This window comes from Ornithobacterium rhinotracheale DSM 15997, from assembly GCF_000265465.1.
GTDB lineage: Bacteria > Bacteroidota > Bacteroidia > Flavobacteriales > Weeksellaceae > Ornithobacterium > Ornithobacterium rhinotracheale.
The window spans coordinates 1,466,716-1,491,045 of sequence record NC_018016.1 but is presented as its reverse complement, the minus strand read 5'-3'; the positions used below and the strand labels follow the sequence as shown (position 1 = coordinate 1,491,045).

General features: G+C 36.7%; 24 protein-coding genes. 8 read left to right on the top strand and 16 right to left on the bottom strand.

The features are described from left to right. Positions 1 to 216 precede the first annotated feature (216 nt). The 4 genes from ORNRH_RS07030 to truB are packed head-to-tail and all read left to right on the top strand — an operon-like array spanning position 217 to position 2,886. The gene (locus ORNRH_RS07030) at positions 217 to 1,113 is read left to right on the top strand and encodes a cell division protein FtsX (RefSeq protein WP_014791191.1); all 897 of its coding nucleotides are present in this window, start codon (positions 217 to 219) and stop codon (positions 1,111 to 1,113) included. A gap of 14 nt (positions 1,114 to 1,127) precedes the next feature. Next, the gene (locus tag ORNRH_RS07025; RefSeq protein WP_014791190.1) at positions 1,128 to 1,364 is read left to right on the top strand and encodes a DUF3098 domain-containing protein; all 237 of its coding nucleotides are present in this window, start codon (positions 1,128 to 1,130) and stop codon (positions 1,362 to 1,364) included. 4 nt (positions 1,365 to 1,368) lie between these two features. Continuing rightward, positions 1,369 to 2,187 carry an undecaprenyl-diphosphate phosphatase gene (locus ORNRH_RS07020; RefSeq protein ID WP_014791189.1) on the top strand — a complete coding sequence of 273 codons (819 nt, stop codon included), beginning with the start codon at positions 1,369 to 1,371 and terminating at the stop codon, positions 2,185 to 2,187. A 3-nt stretch (positions 2,188 to 2,190) separates the two neighbouring features. Further along, positions 2,191 to 2,886 carry a tRNA pseudouridine(55) synthase TruB gene (gene truB, locus ORNRH_RS07015; protein WP_014791188.1) on the top strand — a complete coding sequence of 232 codons (696 nt, stop codon included), beginning with the start codon at positions 2,191 to 2,193 and terminating at the stop codon, positions 2,884 to 2,886. 68 nt (positions 2,887 to 2,954) lie between these two features. Here the strand turns inward: truB and ORNRH_RS07010 are convergent, their stop codons facing one another. The 5 genes from ORNRH_RS07010 to guaB form a co-directional block, all read right to left on the bottom strand. Continuing rightward, positions 2,955 to 3,554, bottom strand: coding sequence for a 2,3-bisphosphoglycerate-dependent phosphoglycerate mutase (locus ORNRH_RS07010; RefSeq protein WP_014791187.1), 600 nt, complete (start codon positions 3,552 to 3,554; stop codon positions 2,955 to 2,957). A 124-nt stretch (positions 3,555 to 3,678) separates the two neighbouring features. Then, positions 3,679 to 4,095 (bottom strand): hypothetical protein, encoded by a 417-nt coding sequence (locus ORNRH_RS11645; protein ID WP_014791186.1) that lies wholly within the window; start codon positions 4,093 to 4,095, stop codon positions 3,679 to 3,681. Between the two features lie 88 nt (positions 4,096 to 4,183). Next, positions 4,184 to 5,068, bottom strand: a complete 885-nt coding sequence (locus ORNRH_RS07000) for an EamA family transporter (protein ID WP_014791185.1) — start codon at positions 5,066 to 5,068, stop codon at positions 4,184 to 4,186. A gap of 9 nt (positions 5,069 to 5,077) precedes the next feature. Continuing rightward, positions 5,078 to 5,572, bottom strand: coding sequence for an Lrp/AsnC family transcriptional regulator (locus ORNRH_RS06995; RefSeq protein ID WP_014791184.1), 495 nt, complete (start codon positions 5,570 to 5,572; stop codon positions 5,078 to 5,080). 154 nt (positions 5,573 to 5,726) lie between these two features. Beyond that, positions 5,727 to 7,196 carry an IMP dehydrogenase gene (gene guaB, locus ORNRH_RS06990; RefSeq protein WP_014791183.1) on the bottom strand — a complete coding sequence of 490 codons (1,470 nt, stop codon included), beginning with the start codon at positions 7,194 to 7,196 and terminating at the stop codon, positions 5,727 to 5,729. Between the two features lie 164 nt (positions 7,197 to 7,360). Between guaB and ORNRH_RS06985 the strand changes: the two genes are divergently transcribed. From ORNRH_RS06985 to ORNRH_RS06970, 4 genes are all read left to right on the top strand, one after another. Next, the gene (locus tag ORNRH_RS06985) at positions 7,361 to 7,810 is read left to right on the top strand and encodes a hypothetical protein (RefSeq protein ID WP_014791182.1); all 450 of its coding nucleotides are present in this window, start codon (positions 7,361 to 7,363) and stop codon (positions 7,808 to 7,810) included. A gap of 2 nt (positions 7,811 to 7,812) precedes the next feature. Beyond that, the gene (locus ORNRH_RS06980; RefSeq protein WP_014791181.1) at positions 7,813 to 8,013 is read left to right on the top strand and encodes a helix-turn-helix transcriptional regulator; all 201 of its coding nucleotides are present in this window, start codon (positions 7,813 to 7,815) and stop codon (positions 8,011 to 8,013) included. Between the two features lie 105 nt (positions 8,014 to 8,118). Next, positions 8,119 to 9,705, top strand: coding sequence for a GMC oxidoreductase (locus tag ORNRH_RS06975; protein WP_014791180.1), 1,587 nt, complete (start codon positions 8,119 to 8,121; stop codon positions 9,703 to 9,705). Positions 9,706 to 9,794: 89 nt separating this feature from the next. Then, positions 9,795 to 10,040: a hypothetical protein gene (locus tag ORNRH_RS06970; RefSeq protein WP_014791179.1), complete on the top strand. Its 246-nt coding sequence runs from the start codon at positions 9,795 to 9,797 to the stop codon at positions 10,038 to 10,040. 133 nt (positions 10,041 to 10,173) lie between these two features. Here ORNRH_RS06970 and ORNRH_RS06965 read toward each other — a convergent pair whose 3' ends face one another. The 11 genes from ORNRH_RS06965 to topA form a co-directional block, all read right to left on the bottom strand. Further along, positions 10,174 to 10,668, bottom strand: a complete 495-nt coding sequence (locus ORNRH_RS06965; RefSeq protein WP_014791178.1) for an outer membrane beta-barrel protein — start codon at positions 10,666 to 10,668, stop codon at positions 10,174 to 10,176. A gap of 72 nt (positions 10,669 to 10,740) precedes the next feature. After that, complete coding sequence (gene ffh, locus ORNRH_RS06960) at positions 10,741 to 12,081, bottom strand: signal recognition particle protein (RefSeq protein ID WP_014791177.1); 1,341 nt, start codon at positions 12,079 to 12,081, stop codon at positions 10,741 to 10,743. 100 nt (positions 12,082 to 12,181) lie between these two features. After that, a complete protein-coding gene (locus ORNRH_RS06955) occupies positions 12,182 to 12,547 on the bottom strand; it encodes a hypothetical protein (protein WP_014791176.1) in 366 nt (121 codons plus the stop codon). A gap of 14 nt (positions 12,548 to 12,561) precedes the next feature. Next, entirely contained in the window at positions 12,562 to 14,439 is a 1,878-nt protein-coding gene (abc-f, locus tag ORNRH_RS06950) for a ribosomal protection-like ABC-F family protein (protein ID WP_036601126.1), read from the bottom strand. A gap of 166 nt (positions 14,440 to 14,605) precedes the next feature. Then, positions 14,606 to 15,637: an NAD(P)/FAD-dependent oxidoreductase gene (locus ORNRH_RS06945; protein ID WP_014791174.1), complete on the bottom strand. Its 1,032-nt coding sequence runs from the start codon at positions 15,635 to 15,637 to the stop codon at positions 14,606 to 14,608. A gap of 92 nt (positions 15,638 to 15,729) precedes the next feature. Beyond that, positions 15,730 to 16,647 carry a type IX secretion system ring subunit PorN/GldN gene (gene porN / locus ORNRH_RS06940; RefSeq protein ID WP_014791173.1) on the bottom strand — a complete coding sequence of 306 codons (918 nt, stop codon included), beginning with the start codon at positions 16,645 to 16,647 and terminating at the stop codon, positions 15,730 to 15,732. Positions 16,648 to 16,677: 30 nt separating this feature from the next. Further along, on the bottom strand, positions 16,678 to 18,210 hold the full coding sequence (gene porM, locus ORNRH_RS06935) for a type IX secretion system motor protein PorM/GldM (protein ID WP_014791172.1): 1,533 nt from the start codon (positions 18,208 to 18,210) through the stop codon (positions 16,678 to 16,680). 37 nt (positions 18,211 to 18,247) lie between these two features. Further along, positions 18,248 to 18,937 carry a type IX secretion system motor protein PorL/GldL gene (gene porL, locus ORNRH_RS06930; RefSeq protein ID WP_014791171.1) on the bottom strand — a complete coding sequence of 230 codons (690 nt, stop codon included), beginning with the start codon at positions 18,935 to 18,937 and terminating at the stop codon, positions 18,248 to 18,250. Between the two features lie 37 nt (positions 18,938 to 18,974). After that, positions 18,975 to 20,420 (bottom strand): T9SS ring complex lipoprotein PorK/GldK, encoded by a 1,446-nt coding sequence (gene porK / locus ORNRH_RS06925; protein ID WP_014791170.1) that lies wholly within the window; start codon positions 20,418 to 20,420, stop codon positions 18,975 to 18,977. An 89-nt stretch (positions 20,421 to 20,509) separates the two neighbouring features. Beyond that, on the bottom strand, positions 20,510 to 21,610 hold the full coding sequence (locus ORNRH_RS06920) for an arginase family protein (protein WP_014791169.1): 1,101 nt from the start codon (positions 21,608 to 21,610) through the stop codon (positions 20,510 to 20,512). Next, positions 21,610 to 24,162: a type I DNA topoisomerase gene (gene topA, locus ORNRH_RS06915; protein WP_014791168.1), complete on the bottom strand. Its 2,553-nt coding sequence runs from the start codon at positions 24,160 to 24,162 to the stop codon at positions 21,610 to 21,612. Before topA ends, ORNRH_RS06920 begins: the two co-directional genes overlap by 1 nt. Positions 24,163 to 24,330 lie beyond the last annotated feature (168 nt).

Here is a 24,330-nt window from a genome sequence, read left to right as displayed (position 1 = left end):
AGCTAAACAAGAAAAAGTTGTTAAACTTATCATAATTCATTATATGTTGCACACGCTGTTTCATAAGAGTGGGGCAAAGCTATAAAAAGTTTTAGGAAACTTCCTAATTTTTTCTATTAAAAGTTTTGTTTGTTGAATTTTAGCAAGACCTAATGTAGAAATTTAAAATTCTTTTTAGTAATATTGCAGTGATAAAACTATAAAATTCTTTTTTTCATGTCAAAATCAATTGATAGAATGAACCGCAGAAGACTTCGCTCTTCGAACTTTACGGTAGTGGTGAGTATTTCTCTCGTGCTTTTTTTGTTGGGCTTATTTGCACTTATCGTTGTAAACTCAAACGATTATGCCGAGCACTTAAAAAATCAGTTTGAAATCGAGGCTTATTTTAAAGAAGCAAAAGACAGTAAAGAAAAAAAGAAAGAACCAGAAATGCAACAAGCTTTTGTCGATACACTCAAGACCAAACCTTATGTAAAAAATGTAAAATACATCGACAAAGCCACTGCAACTGGAATTGCGAAACAACAATTGGGACTTAAAAATGATGATTTAGCCTTATTTGAGGACGGAATATTCCCGCCATCTGTGGTGATTACCGTGCGCCCAAGCTATGTGGATTCTGTGCGAATTGATAGCATCACTAAGGTTTTAAGCAACTACCCAATCATCGACAAAGTGAACAACACTTCTGGCTTAGCAGGCATTTACAAAAGAATCGATAATATCATTTTCTGGCTCATTGCATTAGCCGCTTTATTTTTAATCATCTCTATTATATTGATCAATAACTCATTGAGATTAAAAATATTCTCTAAACGATTTACCATCAAGACAATGCAACTCGTGGGTGCAAAAAGAAGATTTATCGTAAAACCTTTCTTGATTCAGAGCTTTTGGCTTGGACTTTTGGGGTCTATCCTTTCGCTCGTTGCCTTGGGTGGTTTATGGTATTATGCCGCCCCAAAACTTAATTTAGCACTATGGCATGATGACTTTATTTACATCATCGCAGGTGTGATTTTAGTCGGTGTGCTTATTGCAATATTAAGTACATTCTTCGCTTCATGGCGTTATTTAAAACTTAGAACAGACCAATTATATTACTTATAATTAAATTGTAAAAAATGCTTTTTAATAAAAAAAATTACCTAATCATGTTTGCAGGGTTAGCACTCATAGCCCTTGGATTTTGGCTTATGGGTGGTGCAGATGCCAACACTCGACCAGATGGCACTTTCGACCCAACTTACTGGAACGAAGATATCTTCTCATGGAGAAGAATCCGTTTGGCTCCTAGCCTTATCCTAATCGGTTTTATCGTAGAAGTTGTAGCAATCATGTATCAACCCAAAACTAAATAACTAAATGGATTTATTACAATCAATCGTAATTGCCATCATAGAAGGACTTACTGAATATTTGCCCATTTCATCTACCGCCCACATGGGGTTCACTGCGAGCTTAATGGGCATGGAAGAAACCGAATATTTGAAGATGTATCAAGTCTCCATTCAGTTTGGGGCGATTTTGGCGGTAGTTGTGGCGTATTACAAAAAATTCTTTGATTTTAGTAATCTCACATTTTATTTCAAATTGGCGGCAGCCGTAGTTCCTGCCTTGATTTTAGGAAAACTATTTGATGATAAAATCGAAGCCGTTTTGGACAATCAAATTGCGATTTCTACAGTTTTGGTCATTGGTGGGGTCATTTTAATCTTTGCCGACAAATGGTTTAAAAATCCACAAATTCATAGCGAAAGAGAAATTAGTTACAAAACAGCCGTGATTATCGGTTTTTGGCAATGTTTGGCGATGATGCCTGGTACAAGCCGAAGTGCTGCCTCTATCATCGGGGGAATGACGCAGAAACTTAGCCGAAAAGCGGCAGCAGAATTTTCATTTTTCTTGGCAGTTCCCACCATGCTTGCCGTTACGGTGTATTCTTTATTTTTAAAAGAATGGGGAATGGGTGCCGTAAAGCAAAAAGGTTACGAAATGCTACTTGCTTCAAACGACAATATGATGATGTTTTTAATCGGAAATATCATTGCCTTTATCGTGGCTTTGGTAGCGATTAAAACATTTATCGCGGTGCTTAATAAATATGGGTTTAAGCCTTGGGGCTGGTATCGTATCATCGTAGGGATTGTGCTTTTAGTTTATTTCTATTATTTCCAAAAATAATCTATGCCATACTCGTTAGAAGAATTGCAAGCAGGCAAAGTTTTTTTGATAGATAAGCCACTGGATTGGACTTCGTTTGATGTGGTCAAAAAAATTCGATATAACATTCGAAAAAACTATAATCTCAAGAAATTTAAAGTAGGACATGCGGGAACTCTAGACCCCAAAGCTACGGGCTTGCTCATCGTGTGCGTGGGAAAATTCACCAAGAAAATCGACACCTACCAAGCACAAGAAAAAACCTACACTGGCACCATAAAACTCGGAGCCACAACTGAATCTTATGACACAGAAAAGCCCGAAAATGCATTTTTTGAGACTGAGCATCTAACTGATGAAATGATTCACAATGCAACGCAAAAATTCATCGGAGAAATTGAGCAACTTCCGCCCATGCATTCTGCCGTAAAACTCAACGGAACTCGCTTGTATGAAATGGCTCGAAAAGGCGAATCTGCCGAAATAAAACCACGCAAAATCACAATTAAAGATTTTAAAATCACTAAAATCGAAATGCCTTTCGTAGATTTCGAAATCACTTGCAGCAAAGGAACTTACATTCGCTCGATTGCACATGATTTTGGCAAAGCACTTAACTCTGGGGGCTATTTAACGGCACTTCGCCGCACGAGAATTGGTGAATTTTCAGTAGAAAATGCCGACAACTCTCCTATGGAATTTGATTTCTTTCAAGCATAAAAAAACAAGATTTAGTTATGTTTTTATAACTAAATCTTGTTTCAAAAAATCCGATTTTAAACGATTTTCTATTTCTGAATTAAAGTAGGATGTAAACTCCCATCAATTTGATAAATCACAGGATGTCCCGTAGCGATTTCACGATTGAGGATTTCTTCTTTGGTCAGATTTTCTAGATACATAATCAGTGCCCTTAGGCTATTGCCATGTGCCACGATTAAAATATTTTCGGTCGCCAATTTGGGCTTAATCACTTTTTCGTAATACGGCACAACGCGGTCGTAGGTATCCTTTAAACTTTCGCCATGAGGCGGTGCTACATCAAACGAGCGTCGCCAAATATGCACCTGCTCTTCGCCAAACTTCTTGGCAGTATCGGCTTTATTCAATCCCTCCAAATCGCCATAAGAACGCTCATTGAGCGCAATGTTTTTAGTAATCGGAATATTGGGCTCCCCCATCGTTTCGAGAATAATTTGCAAAGTATGCTGTGCCCGAATCAGCTCGGAAGTAAAGGCTTCGTCGACATGCACGCCCTTGAGCGATTCGCCTGCTTTTTGGGCTTCCTCAATGCCGAGCGGCGTAAGATCTACATCTTTCCAACCCGTGAATCGGTTTTCTAAATTCCATTCGGATTGCCCGTGGCGGACTAAAATTAATTCTTTCATGATTTTTAAATTAAAAAAGCACTCTTACAAGTTTATTTTTTAAATGAGACTCTAAATAATTTTAAACACAAAAAAATATATAGACGTAAAAGTGCTTTATGAGTTATTCAAATTTAACAAATAATTAATTTACTATTTTCTTTAAACATGATTTATTGTCTATATGATTTTGAATTTCTTGAAATAAAAAATGATTTCTCAACAACCATTCCTCCAACTCACTTATTTTTAGTATTTTTCGGCTATACAAAAACATTAAAAATTGCGTAGATAAAGAAATTTGATTTCTAGCATTTTTTAGATCATTCAGCATAATATAGTTCTGCACCAAATAATTCTGTGAATCTACATACATCTTTATAAATGGCACCGCTAACCGTAAACAATCGTTTGGATTACTAGCCAAAACCTCAGCCCTAAATAGTGCATGGGTGTATATTTCAAGAGACTGCTCGTATTTTCCATTCATGAAATACTCATTTGCTGATTGGATAAGCTCGCCCCAATATCGCTCTAAATGTCTTATACAAAACTCTGCCATAAAATAAAATTCTTCAAAACTATTTTGTTAGCCAAGACTAACTTTTGATTTAAGGCAAATGTATATATTATTTTTTTTATAGAAAAATTTATTTTTTCAATTTAATTTTCGGCGTATTAATGATGATTACTGCACACAAAATCGTAAGCACACCCAACCACTGAATAGGTTTTACGGGTTCGCCCAAAACGATAACAGCAGAAATAATCGATACTGGAATTTCTAAACTTGCAATGATATTCCCCAATCCTACGCCAATCTTTGGCACGCCAATATTGAATAAAATCGGTGGTAAAATTGCTCCAAAAAGCGCAATTACAGCTCCCCAAAATATGGCTTGCCCACTGATGTGGTGAAAAGTCTCTACATTCCAGAAAAGCACAATAAAAGTTAATCCACCGAGCACCATATATTTACTTCTCAAAATATTATTGGCTTTTACCGCCACACGGCTCGAGGCAAAAATATTGGTAGAATATGAAAGTGCCGCCCCCAATCCTAGCAATACTCCACGGTAATCTATACTCTGTTTTACATCAAAAATATTGGTAGCCAAAAGCGTTCCGCCAAGTACAATCAATGCACCGATGATGGTATTTTTAGGCGGAATTTTCTTCTGTGTAATACCTCCAATGAGCACACTCATCCAGATAGATTGCATCAACATTATAATGGCGATCGACACAGGAATGTATCGCAACGATAGGTAATAGAAAATTGTGGTGGTACCTAAACTGATACCCCATAAAAAAAGTTGTAGTTTATCTTTAGAATCTACTTTTTGAATGTTTTTGTTTTGTCGGGTTGTGATTTCGCCCAAAACTAATAAAAACAAAAAACCGATTAAAAACTGCGCTACGGTAAGGATACTGGTATGTATCCCCATCTCATTGGCATGTTTTACTGTGGTAGCGAGCACGCCATAACTGCACGCACCGAGCCCTACCAAAAGGCTCGCTTTGTAATTTCTCATGGCGCAAAGTTACAAATTATCTGGATATATACGCTCGTTGTGGTCTTTAATATCTTTGATTACAAAATAGCTACGCACATTAGAAATAATATCGATTCTAGACATTTTGTGCAACACAAATTCTTGATAATGAGACATATCTCGCAAAACGGCTTTCACCATTAAATCAAAATCTCCTGAAACGAAATAGGCTTCCACCACCTCATCAAGCCCATTGATGTAATTAGCGATTTCGCTGTCTAGCTCTTCTTGATGTCTAATGAGCGTAATATTCATGTAGACTACGAGATTAAATCCAATTTTTTTGATATCCAAATTGGCAGAATATCCCTTGATGATTCCCGTAGATTCCAGCTTCTTGATTCGTTCGTGTACGGGTGTTACTGAAAGTTCAACTTTTTGCGCAAGATCCTTGATTGATTGCTTACTATTAATCAATAATTCCTTTAAAATCCGCTTGTCTATATTATCGATATTCATATTTAATTCTAAAATCGTGGTCAAATATAGATATTTTTTACTTAAAAACAGACTTTACACAAAAAAAATACTGCTAAATTTCGTTTTCTAGGCTTATTTGAATAAAAAAAGATGATACTCTATCGGAATAAAGTATCATCTAAGTGTAATTAATAATAAAAAAATAATTTATGATTTCCTAGTTTGAATAGTTTGGTGCTTCTTTGGTAATCACAATATCATGTGGATGGCTTTCTTGCAGCCCCGCATTGGTGATTTTTACCAATTTTGCGTTTTCATTCAATTCTTTGATGGTTTGAGTTCCGCAATAGCCCATTCCGGCACGCAATCCGCCACAAAGTTGATAGATTACTTCTTTCAAGGCTCCTTTGTAAGGCACTCGCCCTTCGATTCCTTCTGGCACTAATTTTTTAGCATCTTTTGCCTCGCTCTGGAAATAGCGGTCTTTGCTTCCTCGCTTCATTGCAGCAAGCGAGCCCATTCCTTGGTAAGTTTTGAATTTTCTACCTTGGTAAATGATTTCTTCGCCTGGTGCTTCTTCGGTTCCTGCAAATAAACTTCCGAGCATCACGCAACTTGCTCCACAAGCAATGGCTTTTACGATGTCTCCAGAAAGTTTAATTCCACCATCGGCAATGACTCCGATGCCTTTTGATTTGGCATATTCATACACATCATACACGGCAGAGAGCTGTGGCACGCCCACACCTGCCACTACACGAGTGGTACAAATAGAACCTGGACCTACACCTACTTTTAAGGCATTAGCCCCTGCTTCAATCAAGGCTTTTGCAGCTTCGGCTGTTACGATGTTTCCGCCCACGATGTCTAAATCTGGGAACGCATTTCTCACTTCTTGAATTTTTGAAATTACCCCTTGAGAATGCCCATGCGCTGAATCCAATGCAATAATATCTACTCCCGCATCTACCAAAGCCTGAACACGCTCTAGAGTATCTGCTCCTACTCCTACGCCTGCACCTACACGCAATCTTCCTGTCTCATCTTTGCAAGCATTCGGGAACTCGGTTAAGTTATCAATATCTTTAATCGTGATAAGCCCAATTAGTTTATTGTCTTTGTCTACGATTGGTAATTTTTCAATACGGTTTTTAAGCAAAATTTCTTTGGCATCGTCTAAACTTGTATTGATGTCTGAGGTTACCAACGGTGCTTTAGTCATCACATCGGTTACTTTTTGCGACATATCTGTTTGGTAACGGATATCGCGATTGGTAAGGATTCCGATGAGTGTTCTATCTTCTTTAATTACGGGCAAACCACTGATTCTATAGGTGCGCATTAGGTTTTCGGCATCTTCCAAAGTTTGGTCTGGGTGGAGCGTAATAGGGTTAGCAATCATTCCGTTTTCTGAACGCTTTACCATATCTATCTCCTTGGCTTGTTGCTCGATAGTCATATTCTTATGAATGAATGCAAGACCGCCTTCACGCGCAAGTGCAATGGCTAATTTTGCCTCGGAAACGGTGTCCATCGCAGCACTCACTATTGGAATATTGAGCTGAATTTTCTGAGTAAGTTGTGTGGTTAAATCTACCTGAGAAGGTAATGTATTGGAATACGCAGGAACTAATAATAGATCATCAAAAGTGTATCCTTCCTGAATAATTTTGTCGGTTAAGGGCATATCTCTTTTTGCCGAGCAAATTTATAGAAAAACTGAGAAATAAACAATTTTATTCGTTAATTCTCTTTTAAATCTTTTTAGGCTAAAATTTCACGACAAGAAAACCAAACAATTTGTAAAGTTTATTTTACATTTGGAATATGAAACAATAAAACCCTTTAATCATGAAAACAAAATTCTTAATTCCGCGTAATTTTAAATGGCTTGGGCTTGCTCTTGTCTTGATTGGCATTGCGCTTTGGACTTATTCTACCTTTAAACCTAATTTTGGTATCGAAACCAAAGTTTTTGCCTTTTTGGGCTATTTTGAGGAAGATAAAATTTTTGATTTTTCGTCTAGAGATATTCTGTACACGCTTGTAAATGTGCTCTGGATCGTGGGCGGTCTCATGATTGCCTTTGCACGAGAAAAGGTTGAAGATGAATTTATCGAAAAACTGCGTTTAGAATCCTTTCAGTGGGCATTTTTGGTTAATTATTTAATCTTATTGGTTTTATTTATTTTTGTCTACGGTTTTGCTTTCATCAATGTTTTGATTTTCAGCATTTACACCGTTCTTATTTTATTTATACTCAGATTTCATTATCTTTTATTTAAACAGAAAAAAGGCTAAAAATGGAAAATACACTCAAGGTAAAACGCGCCAAAAAAAACATCACACAAGAGCAATTGGCGCAAGAAATTGGCGTGAGCCGACAAACGATACATGCCATCGAGAGCAAAAAGTATGTCCCTTCCACCGTTTTGGCTTTGAAAATCGCAGCTTATTTTGAAACGCAAGTTGAAGCTATTTTTAGTCTAGAAGAAACGGACTAAATCTATATTTTCAAATGGATTTAAAACATTCAACGGATATAAATTTTATAGGATTTTGAGATAACGGCAACATTTTTGCACCTACAAGAGGCATAAAAAATATTTATGGAAAGAAGAAAATTTTTAGAATTAACAGGTTTAGGTGCCTCTGCCTTGTTGGCAAGCAGCACACTGAGTGCATGTAGAGTTTTAAATCTTGCTCCAAACAGAACTAAAAAAGTGGGACATTTTCCCAACATCATCGTGGGGAGTGGCTACGGTGGGGCTGTGTGTGCGAGGAGATTAACCGAGAACAAGCAACCTGTGTTAATTCTAGAAATGGGAAAACGCTGGGACAGAACGCCTAAGCACGATACTTTTTGTAAAATGATTAAGGCAGATAAACGCTCTAGCTGGTTTTCTAATTGGCCAAATGCTCCAATTCCTATCCCGATCCCGATAAAAAAATATCCAGGAGTTTTAGATAAAATAAAATATGACGAAATGGATATTTTTGCAGGGCGTGCCTATGGTGGTGGTTCCATTGTGAACGGAGGAATATCTATTCCGCCAAGGAGAGATTATTTTAAAGAGATTTTCCCGCAAATCGATGATAAGGAAATGTATGATGTCTTCTTCCCACTTGCCAATAAGGAATTAAAAGTGCAAAGAATTCCAGAAAAATTCTATGACACAACGGAATATTATAATTTCTCGCGCTCTGCCGAAAAACAAGCACACAATGCAGGATTAAAAACACAATTCTTTAGCAACACCTACGACTTTGATTACATGCAACTTGAAGCCAAGGGCGAGGTTTACAAATCTGCTTTAGGAGGAGAAGTAATTTATGGAAACAATGCTGGAAAATTCAGCTTAGACCAAACTTATCTTAAAAAAGCGGAAGAAACTGGACTTGTTTCGCTCAGAACGATGCGAATGCTCGACAAAATCATTGCCAACGAAGATGGAACTTACACACTAGAGGTGAAAGTGATTAAAGAGAATGGCGATGTAGATGTACTCGAAATTTATACTTGCGACAAATTATTCCTCAACGCGGGTAGCACAGGAACTTCTGAGGTTTTGCTTAAATCTAAATATTTAGGTGGCTTGCCAAATTTAAACGAAGAACTTGGGCAACATTGGGGACCCAACGGAAATATCATGACAGGGCGAAACTTTGTAAATAGCACGGGCGTGAACCAATCAACTATTCCAGTGAAAGGGATTGATATGTGGAATGGCGATTTTGAATACAAAATTTTTGCTGAAATTGCACCGCTTCCTTTAGGCATTGAAACTTGGACTACGCTATTCCTCTCTATTTCAGACAACCGAGAGCGTGGAAACTACTATTTTGACAAAGCAAGTAAAAAGGTAAAACTGAACTGGAAAAGATCTCAAAACGAATATTCTGTAAAAGCAGCCAAACTTTTACTCAAAAAACTGAAAGAAGACAACGGCGGAACTCGTTCGCGATTGTTGTTTAATAATGGATTTGGAGATGATTTCTGCTACCACCCACTTGGCGGTTGCGTGCTAGGCAAAGCTACCGATGATTTTGGTCGTGTGCATGGGTACAAAAATCTGTATGTGCAAGACAGCTCACTCATTCCAGGGAGTGCGGGCGTAAATCCTTTTGTGTTTATCACCGCCTTGGCAGAGCGAAATATGGCAACCATTGCGAAAGAAGATTTTAAACAAATTTAACGATTTAGGTAATTTTTATAAATATTTTTTATTTCAAAAGTCTTTTTTGGAATCAATGTTGCAATATTAATTGTATAAAATTTTAAATTATGGCAAATCAAGTAGAAGTAATGAAAAGTGTTTTGAACAAACTAGAAGATATCAAAAACACACAACAAAGTTTAATCGAAAAAGTGGGACAAGTTGAAGTAGATTTATTTGAAATCAAATCTGAACAATTAGACAAAAGATTAGAAAAAGTGCATCAAGCAGCAGCTGATTCGCTAGATGTAATCACTGAAGCTATTGAGGATTTTGAAATCAAGAAAAACCAAATAGAACAAGGTTTGAAATAATAAATTTCATTTAATTTTTCATATTAAAAAACCCGTTGAGAATATGTTTTCCCAACGGGTTTTAAATTTTGATTATAAAAAAATCACCCTCAAAAAAATGAGAGTGATTTTATATTTTTAACTTGGATTAAAATTAGAATTTATAAGTAACTCCTATTTTTCCTCCAGATACTTGGCTTCCTCCACCAAACTCTAAATTAGCTGCCCAGTTTGGAGCAAAGAAATATCTTGTTCCTACTTGAGCTCCAAAACCTGTATTAGAACCGCTAACTTTATAAACATCATCCTTAATGTTATAAGAATAATAAGTAAGGTTTAATCCAGCATAAACATCCCACTCGCTTGGCAAGCTTAAAAGTCTATCGAAATAATAATTTCCAACAGCTCCCACCGAAAAAATGTCAGCCTTTACTTTTAAAGATTGATATCCATAATTGCTTGCACTACCATATTCTAACTGCCCTCCAACTGTGATATCATCAGTCACATAATGTTCTGCTCCTACATAAACAGGAACACCAGACCATGAATCAAAACCAACACCTACATTGATTAATGTTTCACCTTGTTGTGCACTTACTTGTGAAATTCCGAAAGCGACTAACGCGCTGAATAATAACTTTTTCATTTCTGTAATTTTAACTTAATGTTGTTACAGCAAATTTAATAATATTTACCAATTGTGCAACTATTTCTTTTGTTAATTCATGCCAGGGATTTTACTTCCCATCATCTTCATCATAGCCTTTCCTTGGCTAGATTGCATAAATTTCATCATCTTGCCCATTTGCGAGAATTGCTTCAATAATTGGTTTACATCTTGCACCGAGCGACCACAACCTCTTGCAATACGGCGTTTGCGACTGGCATCGATGATGTTTGGATTTTCACGCTCTTGATTGGTCATTGAGTAAATGATTGCTTCTACATGTTTAAAGGCATCATCGTCGATTTCGATTCCTTTCAAGGCTTTTCCTGCACCTGGAATCATACCCAAAAGGTCTTTCATGTTCCCCATGCGCTTGATTTGCTTGATTTGTTTTAAGAAATCATTAAAATCAAATTTATTTTTAGCGATTTTCTTTTGTAATCTTCTCGCCTCTTCCTCGTCAAATTGTTCTTGCGCTCTCTCTACAAGGGAAACCACATCTCCCATTCCCAAAATTCTGTCTGCCATACGACTTGGGTGGAACACATCTAGTTTATCGAGCTTCTCACCTGTTGAGATAAATTTGATAGGTTTATCTACCACGGTGCGAATCGTAAGTGCCGCTCCACCACGGGTATCACCATCTAATTTTGTGAGCACTACACCATCATAATCAAGCACTTCGTTGAAAGCTTTTGCCGTATTCACCGCATCTTGCCCCGTCATCGAATCCACTACGAAAAGGGTTTCGGTTGGCTTAATGGCTTGGTGCACATTTCGAATCTCCTGCATCATTGCCTCATCTATTGCTAAACGCCCTGCGGTATCGACAATGATTACATTATTATTGTTTTGTCTGGCTTGTTGCAAAGCATTTTGAGCAATTTCCACAGGATTTTTGTTCCCCTCCTCGGTGTAAACTGGCACATCAATCTGCTCGCCTAAAACTTTTAGCTGATCGATCGCTGCAGGACGATACACATCGCCTGCTACCAAAAGTGGTTTTTTGCTCTTTTTCTTTTTAAGAAACTGAGCTAATTTACCTGAAAAAGTGGTTTTACCAGAACCTTGCAAACCAGCAATTAAGATAATAGTTGGGTTGGCAGAAACATTTAATTCTTGGGTTTCGCCTCCCATAAGCTCCGCCATTTCGTCGTGCACGATTTTGGTCATCAACTGCCCTGGATTCAAGGTTGTTAATACATTTTGACCTATGGCTTTGTCTTTTACTTTATTAGTAAAATCTTTGGCTACTTTGTAGCTAACATCGGCATCCACAAGTGCGCGTCTGATTTCCTTGATGGTTTCTGCAACATTTATTTCTGAAATATGCCCGTGCCCTTTGAGCGTGTGCAAGGCATTATCTAATTTATCTTGTAAGCTTTGAAACATTTATTTCTGTTTGATTTAATATTAAAAATTATCGTTTTTTCCGACTTTTGGCAAATTTAAGGATTTTTAATCAAGCGTAAAAACTGCCTAAAATTTAAATTTATGCTTGCGCTTGGTCTTTTGCTCTAAAAGTCTTTAATAATATTTTGTAAAACGCATTTTCGCAATCGGTAATATCCTCATCGGCACGAATGAGCTTTTTGGCAACTTCGATGAATTGCTCACGCTCTTCTGGTGTAGAATCATCGTAGAAATCCTCTACTTTGCTCACAAAATGTTTTTCTAATTCTGTGCTTTCAAGATTGATGATTTCTTCTAAATCTTGATCAAGATTTAAAGGAAAAGGCGACTCATCGCTTAAATACTCGCGAATGATATTATCGGCACGAGAATCAAAGTCCTCGTCGATGGTTGAAAGCAACATTAAAATATGATATCCTGCAATGGTTTTATTTGATTTGCTCATAAATTAGTTATTTTTTAAAGTTGTTCAGATAAATCCTCCCAATTCTGCATTTTTTCTTGCAAATTATTTTTTAAAGCTTCATAATTTGCCAATTGCTCCTCGCTTGGATTTTCTTGCATAAATTTTTGTTCTAAATTAGCAATTTCTTCTTCGAGTTGTGCTATTTCTGCCTCTAAGTTACTAATTTTATTTTTAATTCGTTTATCTTCTTTTCTTTCGGGCTGAACTTCAACAGATTTAGTCGTTTCTTTTTTCTGTTCCACCTTTTCGATTTCGCGCATATTCGATGCTTTTCTATACTCTAGATATTCATCGATATTGCCTAAAAATTCTTTAACTTCTCCTTCTTTAAATTCCACAATCTTATCTGCCAGTCCGCTTAAAAACTCACGGTCGTGAGAAACTAAAATTAAAGTTCCCTCATAGTTGTTCAGTGCGTTTTTCAAAATTTCTTTAGACTGAATATCCAAGTGGTTGGTAGGCTCGTCCATGATCAAAACATTAGACGGATGCAAGAGTAATTTAGCCAAAGCTAAACGATTTCTCTCTCCTCCTGAAAGGACTTTCACTTTTTTCTCGGCTGCTTCTCCACTGAATAAAAATGCGCCTAAAACATCACGCACTCGTGGTCTTGTATTTTCATTGGCGGCATGCTCTGCTTCTTCTAGCACTGTACGCGTATCCACTAACACATGATGCTGATTCTGTGCAAAATACCCTACTTCTACATTGTGCCCATGTTTGATTTTGCCCTCAAAATCCAGTTCGCCCACGATGCAGCGTGCCAGCGTGGTTTTCCCTTGTCCGTTTTGTCCCACAAAAGCCACCTTTTCGCCTCGTACAATTTCAAGATTTACATTGCTAAAAATCGTATGATCTCCAAATGCTTTTTTCACATTTTCGAGATTAAACACCACTTTGCCAGAACGTTGAGATGCCTCAAAATTGATGTTCATGCTGTGGACATCTTCGTTTTCGACTTCGATAATGTCAATACGCTCCAATTTCTTTTGCAAAGATTTAGCCGTTGAAGCTTTGGAGGCTTTGGCTCTAAATTTATCGATTAATTGCTCGGTGTGTTTTATAAATTGTTCTTGATTTTTCTTCTCGGCTTTGAGTTGCTCACGGCGTTCATCTCTCAGCTGAATGTATTTGGTGTAATTTGCCTTATAATCGTGAATACGCTTATTTGCCACCTCGAGCGTACGATTGGTTACATTGTCCAAAAATAATTTGTCGTGCGATACCAAAATCACTGCTCCCTCGTAGCTTTTTAAGAAATCCTCCAACCACAAAATGGAATCGATGTCCAAGTGGTTGGTCGGCTCGTCGAGTAACATCACATCGTGTTTTTGAAGTAATAATTTGGCTAATTCCACGCGCATACGCCACCCGCCTGAAAATTCCGAAGTTAAACGATTAAAGTCTGAATTCTTAAATCCTAAACCTTTTAAAACTTTTTCGATATCAGCATCTTTGGTATAGCCACCGAGCATGGTGTAGCGTTCTGTTAAGTGGCTGATGTCGTGGATTAAATCATGATATTCATCGCTCTCGTAATCGGTGCGTGTTGCCAATTGGTGATTGACCTCGTCCATCCGTTGTTGCAAATAATTGAGCTGTTCAAAGGCTTGTTGGGCTTCTTCCCACACGGTGCGTCCCTCTTCAAAATCAATATCTTGCGACAAATAGCCCACACTGATTTGCCCTTCATAAACTACTTCTCCTTCGGTAGGATTTTGTTTTTTTGAAAGGATTTTTAGCAAGGTAGATTTTCCTGCTCCGTTTTTACCAGCGAGCCCCACGCGATCGCCTTTATTGATTCTAAAAGTTACTCCGTCAAACAAATAATTGCCCGCGAAGTGTACTCCAACATTTTGCGCTTGTAACATGGGGCAAAAATACATTATTTAGTTTGTAAGTACAATATTGCAGTAATTTTTTAAAGATATAGTATTTTTTAAATAACTACCCCAAATGATTTTTTAATTTCAACTAAAAATGATACAAATTCAATTTTGTTATAAACTTAAAAAAACCGCTTTTTAGCGGTTTTTCTTACAAAAATCTTTTAATATCGATTAACGGATCAATCGGTTTGTTTAGTTCTATGGATTCATACAAAGCTTTGGACATAGCTGGCCCATTGAATGTTCCGCGCGTGCCTAGACCATTTAAAACATACAAATTTGCGTGTTCTGGATGCTGACCAATGATTGGCTTATGATCTGGAACCGTGGGTCTTAATCCTACTTTTTCATCAATGATTTGATATCGCTCTGTATAGAAATGCTCCAATTGTTCTTGAAGTTTCTGGCGATCTTCGATTGTGGCTTCTTCATTTTCAAAATCACGATTATAGGTAGCTCCTACAAAGTATTCATGCTTGCCTATGGGCATTAGAAAACATTTTGATTTCACAATAGCATGTGGCAAGGCTTCTTCTGTTCTGATTTTCAACACTTGCCCCTTATTAGGAACTACTGGAATAAAACCAAAATACGGATTTTGAGAAACTTTGGCTCCTTCTGCAAAGACAATCTTCTCAAATGCTATATCTTCGTAAGTATTATTTTCTAGATTTAATTTGGAATAATCAAATTTTTCATTCCTAAAATGTGATTTATATTGATTTTTGAAATCAGCCAAAAGTTGAGTAATGTCTACATATCCTGTGTAGCGCATTGTTCCAAATCCATGTTCCGCTTTGATGCTTGCGTATTTATTAGCCTTTAAATCTTTGTTTAAATATTTTTCTAAAACTTGATTTTCTAATCGTTTTCTTTGCCAAATTTCACCTTCTTTCTCGTTTGCCAAGACTCTATAAATAGGCATTTCATGAAAGTATTTATTACCTAAAAGATCGGCAAATTCAGCAAATGTCTTTTTGAGCAGCTCCATTTGTTCTATCGCTTGCCAAACTGGTGTAAAGCGTTTCAGCACCACGGGGTTTACAACACCCGCTGCAACATTGGAGGCGGTGATTTTTTGATCATCGAAAATTACAAAAGATTGTTTGTTTTCCACACAATATTTAGCAAAACAAACATTGGCTAGCCCATAGCCCACTAATATATATCGCGTTTTCATGAGACAAAGTTAACATAAAAAAATCCCGATATGCTAACACATCGGGATTATATTTGTCATATTTTTAGAAATATATTTTTAACTATTTCTTGTTAGTAATTCCACATTTCGTTTTCCTTTTGTAGAATTTCTTCCTTGATTTTTCGGCTGGCTTCTAGCTGAGCTTCTGCATCTTTTGGAATAAATTGGTCTATGCTTCGATTTCCCATCATGTCGCTAGCTTTATAAATCACGGTATTGAATCTTCGTCCATTCAGCATATCATCAAATGTTACTTTTGATGAGGCGTTTTTGGAATTAAACACCTTATATCTGTTCAGAACCTTTCTAGCATCTGGATACCAAATCCAGAATAAATCTACATAATCATCGGCTCCATCAAAACCTCTCCCCATAGATTGAGCGTCTGGACCCATCATCGAAATTCCGAGGATACGGTAACGCATTTCGCCTATTCTTCTATCGATATACCACATTCCCTTGATCTTGATCATTTTAACCTTGTCGCTTCCTACAGGATATCTATCTATACCAGTATCTTGCACTTTGCTCATGTCTACACCTGCTTCTTTTTGCTCATAATACCAATCTGTGGTATCTGTTCTTGAAAGAGAATTTAGTGCTTCTTGAGGAGTTAATTTATGCTCAAAAAACTCATCATCATAAACTTCTTTGATTTCGCCACTTTCAATTCCTTTTTTCAATGCATCGAACAATGATAAAGTGCTGTATGCTATACCGTTTGATGAATTATAATAAGGCTGATTCAGCTTCTCGTTCATGTCTATAATTTCCCAAACTACTTTAGACCATAGCACATCATTGTCGTCTATATAACCGTATGGCATAGGCTCATCTGCATTGGGAATTGTGTCTCCTTTAGAATTTAAAGAAACATTTTCTGCTCTCATTCTTCGGAGTTCTTCGGGTGACTTAGCATTTAGCACCGATTGTGCATTTACAATAGCACCTAGCAGTATTAATGTTAAACTTAATAGTTTATATTTCATTTTCATATGAATTTATTCTTTTAAAAAACCTTATTGAACATCTATTACTACTGGAGAGATATTCGGTATTCTACCATCTAGTCCAGAAGCTGTAGCTTCAATATCGAAAATATTAACCGCATCTCCAGGTTTCACATTTTTAAGCACTCGATCGGCTCCGCTTAAACTATTTCCTGAAACGCTAACTGTCTTCTGCCCTGGAACTTTAACTTTAAAACTCTTAACTGTAAAGCTTACAGGGAACTCGAAATTCGGAATGGCTGCATCTACCGTAAGTCTTGATAATGAGCTTACAGAAGTGGTAAGAGCATTTTTTCCACGAATTTGTCCTTGTGGCGGTGGAACTGGTTTTATTCTAAATTCCTTTTTCTCTGTAACTACTGCTCCCGAAGAAGTTTTGGCACTTGCGGTAAATACTACGGTGTTTCCAGAAGAAACTCGATAATTATATTTTCCGTTTGATCCACTAAGCGATCCTGTAGAGGCAGTCATATTAATTGGACCATCTGCCCCATTGATGGTTGCAGTAATAGGGTTTGTTACGCCTCTATACACAACATTCATCTTATCTGCTGAGATAGATCCTCCTGTAGGTGCTTTTGCTAATGTTTCGCTTACAACTTGGTATGTACGCTCAAATGGCATTGTTTCAGTTGAGCCATCTGGCTTTTTATAAGTCATAGTACCTCTAATTGTCTGTGTGCCATCTGTCGAGGTGTTTAAATCAAAGGTTGCTCGACCATTAGTCAATGCAATAGATCTTCCATTAGCAGTCACAGTTCCTTGTAAGGAGTTGTCATAAGCTCCAAAAGCTATATTTGCTAATACTTTTTCTCCTTTCTTAACAATTGGAGGAATATCAACAATTGGCTGGAATGCTTTTAATTCAATCTCATCCTGTAGTTTATCTGCCAATAAATTTCTCACTAAATTCCCCTCTTCTGTTCTAACATCAGATTGAATTTTAGATAAATTAGTCAAGGCTGCTACCATCGGCTGATTATAGAACATTCTATACAACCATTCTTTCTTAGCATTTCCTTCTGTGCTAAACAATTTATTGACACGAGATTTATCTGTTTCGCTAGTGTATTGTCCTAGCATAAAATCGTGATACTGATTGATTTTATTTTTAAGTTCTGCCCCCGTTTTTGAAGGTTCTTGTGAACGGAAAAACAAATTAGTTACAGCATCTGTATTTTGCAAAGAATTATAACTAGTTTCTTGTTCACCATCTTTTGGTGCTACATAGCCAGTTTCTGCAATAAGTTGTTGTTTCACAGCTTCTATTGCTTCAAACACTTCGTTAGATTTAGCCCTAACCTCTTCAGCTTTAGCTTGCACTTTTTGGTAATCGGCATCATCTTTTGCTTTATTCTTAATTTGCTCGTAAAATGTATTATTGTTTTCGCTCGCCAAAGCTGATGCATCTGTGAGCGAAGTATTTACGCCTTCAAAGCTTCTCAACACCTCTCTATCTATCTGCATCGCCATCATAGCAATGAAGATAAGATACATCAGGTTGATCATCTTCTGGCGTGGTGGTAATTTTCCCTTTGCCATGGTTTAAATCTTTGTAGAATTAATAATTAAAATTGAATTAAACATTTGGTTGTCTCATGGCTGATAACATGCCACCATATACTTTGTTTAAGTCGTTTACATTTTTAGTTAATTTATTCATCTCAGCCATAAATTGTTCAGATCCTGAAGCAGATTTTTGCATCTCGTTGATGAATTTTTGGTTTAATTCTACTTGTTTTTTACCATTTTCTAGTTGCACTTGATATAGTGAGTTTAAAGACTCCATATGATTTGCAGCCAAGGCTAATTGATCACCATATTTTTGTGTATTTCTTGAAGCATCTACTGTTTTATTCATTTCTTCTACAGTGTTGCTAAAGCTATTGATACCATCTTTTAATCTAGTCATCAAAGCTGCGTCTAACTTAGCATCTGCCAACATTTTATCTAATTTAGCACTTAATGAAGCTTCTGAAGCCCCTGAATCTGCTACTACATTTTGTTTTCTTGCAACTGGTTTTGCATTTGGGTCTGCCAATTCTGGATAGGCTTTTTCCCAATCATACTCTCCTGCTGGAGGATCGAATGCAAAGACTATAAAGATAAGTGCCTCTACGCCTAGACCTATTGCTAATACTAATGAGCCATTTATTGGACCAATTCCCCAGTGGTTAATTTTAAATAAAGCTCCAATAATTACCACGGCGGCTCCTAGGGAGTACACCATATTTAGTATTACATCTTTCTTTTTTGTTTTTGCTGCCATAATTTTATTATGATTTAATTTTTGTATTATTTTATAATTATCTTCTTGGTTTTCTATATTTTACTTTAGCTCCTTCTGGAATGGTTTGTACAGTTCTAAAGCCGATGTAGCTTCGAGCTGAATCTTTGTATTCATATTCTCTGTTGGCTACCATGAGCAGATATCCTATATCTTTCCAAGAACCTCCTTTTACAGTTTTCTTTCTATTATCTTTTCCAGAACCTAAATAAGGATTCAAGGTTGAAGTATATTCACTAGAAATGATTTCATAAGGAGACTGTGTCCACTCGGCTACATTTCCTGCCATATCATATAATCCGTAATCGTTTGGATAAAATGATTTTACAGGTGCTGTATAAATGTATCCTTTTTTCTTAGATTTAGAACAACAATCTTCTACATAATCTCCTCTTTTAGGCTTAAAGTTTGCCAAATAGCATCCTCTGCTATCCATCAAGTAAGGGCCTCCCCAAGGATATGGTGCATCTTCCAAACCTCCACGAGCTGCGTATTCCCACTCTACTTCGGTAGGGAGACGGTACACAATCACATCGTTTTCTGGTTTCTTTTTTCTTGAATTATTGTATTTTCTATGTTTTTCTGTTCTATAAGCACAGAATCCTCTTGCTTGATCCCATGTTACCCCTACTACTGGATATTTTGAATAAGCTGTATTCCAGAAATAATCTTGATGTAACGGATCATTGTATGCATAATTAAAGTCTCTTACCCAAACGGTAGTATCTGGATAAACATTGATAGTATCTACGGTAACAAAGTCTTTTCTAGTTTTTCCGCTTTTAGCATACTTCGCTGCTTTGTTTTTATCAATTTCAGTAAATACATAGTTCAATTTTCGAACATCTAATAATCTCTCTCCATTGAATCTGTCTTTTGGTGGATAATATAAATCCTCCATTACTTCTACATAATCTCTATCTGGGTAGTCAAATTTATTCCAAATGATTGGCACATCCCAGTTCAATTGGCGTTCAGAATCGTAGCCACTTCTACCATCTGCCATTTCATTAATATACTGATCGTAAGCCGATGGCTGATCTCCATTGGTTCTTACTTTAAATGCATATTCTGCAATACCATTTTGACCCTGATTTTGTCCCCCGCTGTAACCTAATTCATTGGCTCTTTCAGCTAGTCTTTGTCTTACGATAGAATCTCTTACATAATTTACAAAATCATGATACATTTCGTTGGTAATTTCAGTTTCATCCATAAAAAATCCTGAAACCGAAACTGTTTTTGGAGATGCATTTCTTTGTTGCGCAAAGTCATAATCAGTTTGTCCCATAACAAAAGATCCTCCCGGAACAGGCACCATACCTACTGGGCGCTGAGGAACAAAACTTTTGGATTTGCTACTTGAGACAATCATCCCTCTGTCATTAGACTTCTTCTTCCCATTGAACATGTTACAAGAAGTCAATGTTACTGCCATGAATATAGCTACATAAATTCTTATCATTTGACTCTTCGTTTTAGAGTGTGTAAAACTATTATATTTTTTTGAACTACCCAAAAATAAATGTTATATTGTTTATTTCAACCTATTTATCAGAAAAACCTTTTGTAAAATCTAAACCATTTTTCAGGTAAATTTCCGCTTAATGTTTCTCTATAATCATACTCACTACAAGGGAGCATTTTTCTTATTCCATCTATGTTTACTTCGATCCACCATCTTTCTGAATTGGTGGATTTATAGAATACTATTTCTTCCTCTTCGTACAACACTCGGAATTTTTCTTTTTCAGAATCATCTTTCAAGTTGTTTTTTGCTTCAATAAAGTACCACATCATCTCCGCTACTAGACTTGCATCTGCTATATCTAATAAATAGGAGTTTGATAAATGTAAATTTTTAACGGCTGGACTCAGCCCCGAGTAGCGCATTAAGGCACAAATCTCTCTTTCGTTCAATCCATTTGCCGTTAACACTAGCGGATTATTGAAACTTGAAGCTTGCATTACAGAGAAATCTACCGACACAAGATCTTTCTCTCTAAGTAATGGTTCTGCTTGTTTTAAATCCTCTGTTAATTTCCCGAGACGGATATTGTCAAAATTTAATTGCTCTAGTATATCGAATTCTTCTGCCGCATTGTATGGTGCTTGATTGGCTATATTTACATATTCTAGCAATTTTTGCTCTTTTCCCAAAATCATTTGAGACACAAAATTATCATGACTTAATCTACCATCTAAAGAATTTATATCTAACTTAAAATCAATACCTGCAACATTCACCCATTTCTTCTGAATCCCCAAAAAGATGGAGTAAGAAAGTGCCTGAGTTCCTCCTATTATGATTAAAGTAACTTTCTTTTCTGAAAATTGCTTTACAATGCTTTCCACATCGGCGCAAGTATCTAGAAAATCCTCGCTCACAGCTATACTTCCTAAATCATACAACGGATTTTTCCAATTACTGATCGAAAGCTGATAAAATCTACGACGCACCTCTGAAAAGAATGGATCCACCTCTCCGTTTCCAAAACTGTCGTACTCTCCCACTGAGAGTAACACTACAGCGTTTGAATCTAGGGCTTCATCTATCTCAAAACGAACATGACTACCAACCATATACTTGGTCGTAGCTTCTGCATAAGCTCTTAATTCATAAGGAATAGGCAACAATATATCCTGAAAGTCCATTATTTAGTTTTCTTGATTTTTATAGTAGATTTTTTGGAAGAAGTTTTACGAGTTGATTTTTTACCTGCACTTTTTTTAGTTGCTTTTTTAGGTTTTGCATTTTCCAAGATTTTTTGCGCCTCTTTTAGAGACATGTTTTGCACATCAACTTCTTTGCCAACTTCTACTTTCAGTTTTCCTTGAATGATGTTGTGGCGTTTCCACCTTGCCTTTTCGATACGAATCCCCTCTGCTTCCCAATTTTTTACGACTTTTTCTGCTTCTTTTTTCTTTTTATCTTCGATCAATTCTTTGATGTCTGATTGAGATAAATTATCGAAATCGTATTTTTTATTGACATTGATATACAAATCATTCCATTTGATAAAAGGTCCAAATCGTCCCTTTCCACGAGTTACTTCCAAGCCATCGTACATGGCGATTGGAGCATCTTCTTTGAGTCTTATCTCGATTAATTCTTTGGCTCTTTCAAATTCCACCTCATAAGGATCTTCATCTTTGCTAAGGGAAATAAATTTTTCTCCAAAACGAACATAAGGTCCAAATCTTCCTATATTTACCTCTACTTCTTCTCCTTTATAAGTTCCTAAATCTTTTGGCAACTCAAATAATTTAAGTGCCTCTTCTAGCGTGATTGTAGAAATATTCTGATCAGGATTTAGCCCTGCAAATTTTGGTTTTTCCTTATCCTCCACCTCTCCTATTTGCACCATGGCTCCGTATCTTCCGATTCGGGAATATACATTTTTCCCAGTTTTAGGATCAACTCCTAAAAGGCGTTCTCCCGTAGCTCGCTCCGCATTTTCTTCTACTTTTGCTACATTTTCGTTGAACCCTTTATAAAAATCGCCCAAGACTTTGGTCCAATCTTCTTTTCCTGCAGCAATTTCATCAAATCCTTCTTCTACTTTGGCAGTAAATTGATAATCCATGATATTTTTGAAATATTCAACCAAAAAATCATTTACTACAATTCCCACATCTGTCGGTTTCAGTTTATTTTTTTCAGTTCCAAATCTTTCTGATTCCGAAACTTCTTTTACCTCCCCTTTGTTGTTCAAAACTAGGGTTCTGATGTTGCGTTCCTCTCCGTCTGAATTATAGAGCTCTACATAATTTCTCTTTTGAATGGTAGAAATTGTGGGAGCATAAGTAGATGGTCGCCCGATGCCTAATTCTTCTAATTGGCGCACCAAAGTTGCCTCTGAATAGCGGGGTGCATGACGCGTGAATTTCTCTATTCCTTTAATTAAATTTACTTTTAAATCCTCTCCCACAGATACTTTAGGCAAAAGTGTCATTCCCTGAGCTTGAGCTACATCGTCATCGTCTTCGCTACTTTCTTGATACACTTTTAGAAAACCATCAAAAAGCACCACTTCACCTTTTCCTCTAAAGATGTGTTTAGGTGTTTTTTCATTTTTAACGCTTATTGTTGTTCTTTCAAGCTCGGCATCAGCCATTTGGCTCGCAAGTGTTCTTTTATAGATTAGCTCATATAATCGATTCTGAGCCGAATCCATTCCCGCATGTTGCTGAGCTAAATTAGTTGGGCGGATTGCCTCGTGTGCCTCTTGTGCACCTTTGGTCTTACTTTTATATCTTCTCGTTTTAGCGTATTTCTCGCCATATTCTTCGGTTACTACTTTTTTAGCTTCTGCCAAAGCATCGTCCGACAAGTTTACACTATCGGTACGCATGTAAGTAATCATCCCCTGCTCATATAATTGCTGGGCAACACTCATGGTGCGTGTTACCGAAAATCCTAACTTTCTAGATGCCTCTTGCTGCAAAGTAGAAGTTGTAAAAGGCGGTGCTGGAGAGCGTTTCCCCGGTCGTGTATCTACATTAGACACAAAAAAATCTGCCTCTTTACACTTTTTTATAAAGGCTTTAGCTTCTTTATAGTCTTTAAATTCAGTATTTAAACTTGCTTCGAATATTTCGCCTGTTTCTAAAACAAATTCTGCGATAAATCGAAAACTATTTTCTGGCTCAAATGCCATAATTTCTTTCTCTCGCTCCACAATCAATCGCACTGCTACCGATTGCACGCGCCCTGCTGAAAGTCCTGGCTTTATTTTTTTCCATAAAACAGGCGACATTTTAAACCCAACCAAGCGGTCTAGGATTCGGCGTGCTTGTTGCGCATTTACCAAGTCTTCGTCTATGGTTCTTGGATTTTCTACTGCTTTTAAAATTGCTTTTTTAGTAATTTCGTTGAAAACAATTCTTTTGGTATCTTTTTTTCTAAGACCTAACTCATTGTATAGATGCCACGCGATGGCTTCCCCCTCACGATCCTCATCGGATGCTAGCCACACGGTTTCAGCCTTGCTAGAGAGTTCTTTTAGTTTCTTTACCACATCGCGTTTATCGGGAGAGATCTCATATTCTGGTTTAAAATGATTTTCAATGTCTATCCCCATACTTTTCTTGGGTAAATCCACTACATGACCAAAACTTGATTGAACTTCAAAATCTCCCCCTAAATATTTTTGAATCGTTTTGGCTTTTGCAGGTGACTCTACTATGACTAAATTCTTGGGCATCGTTTAATAAAATTTTGATGCAAAAATAAATACATTTTTTTAATTAATGTTTTTAATCTCACAAACTCTTGTTAAATTCAATTATAAAAAACATTCATCAAGAGACATAAACACATTTAATTTTCAAGACATTACGCACTTCGCTTTGAATATAAAATTTAATATCAA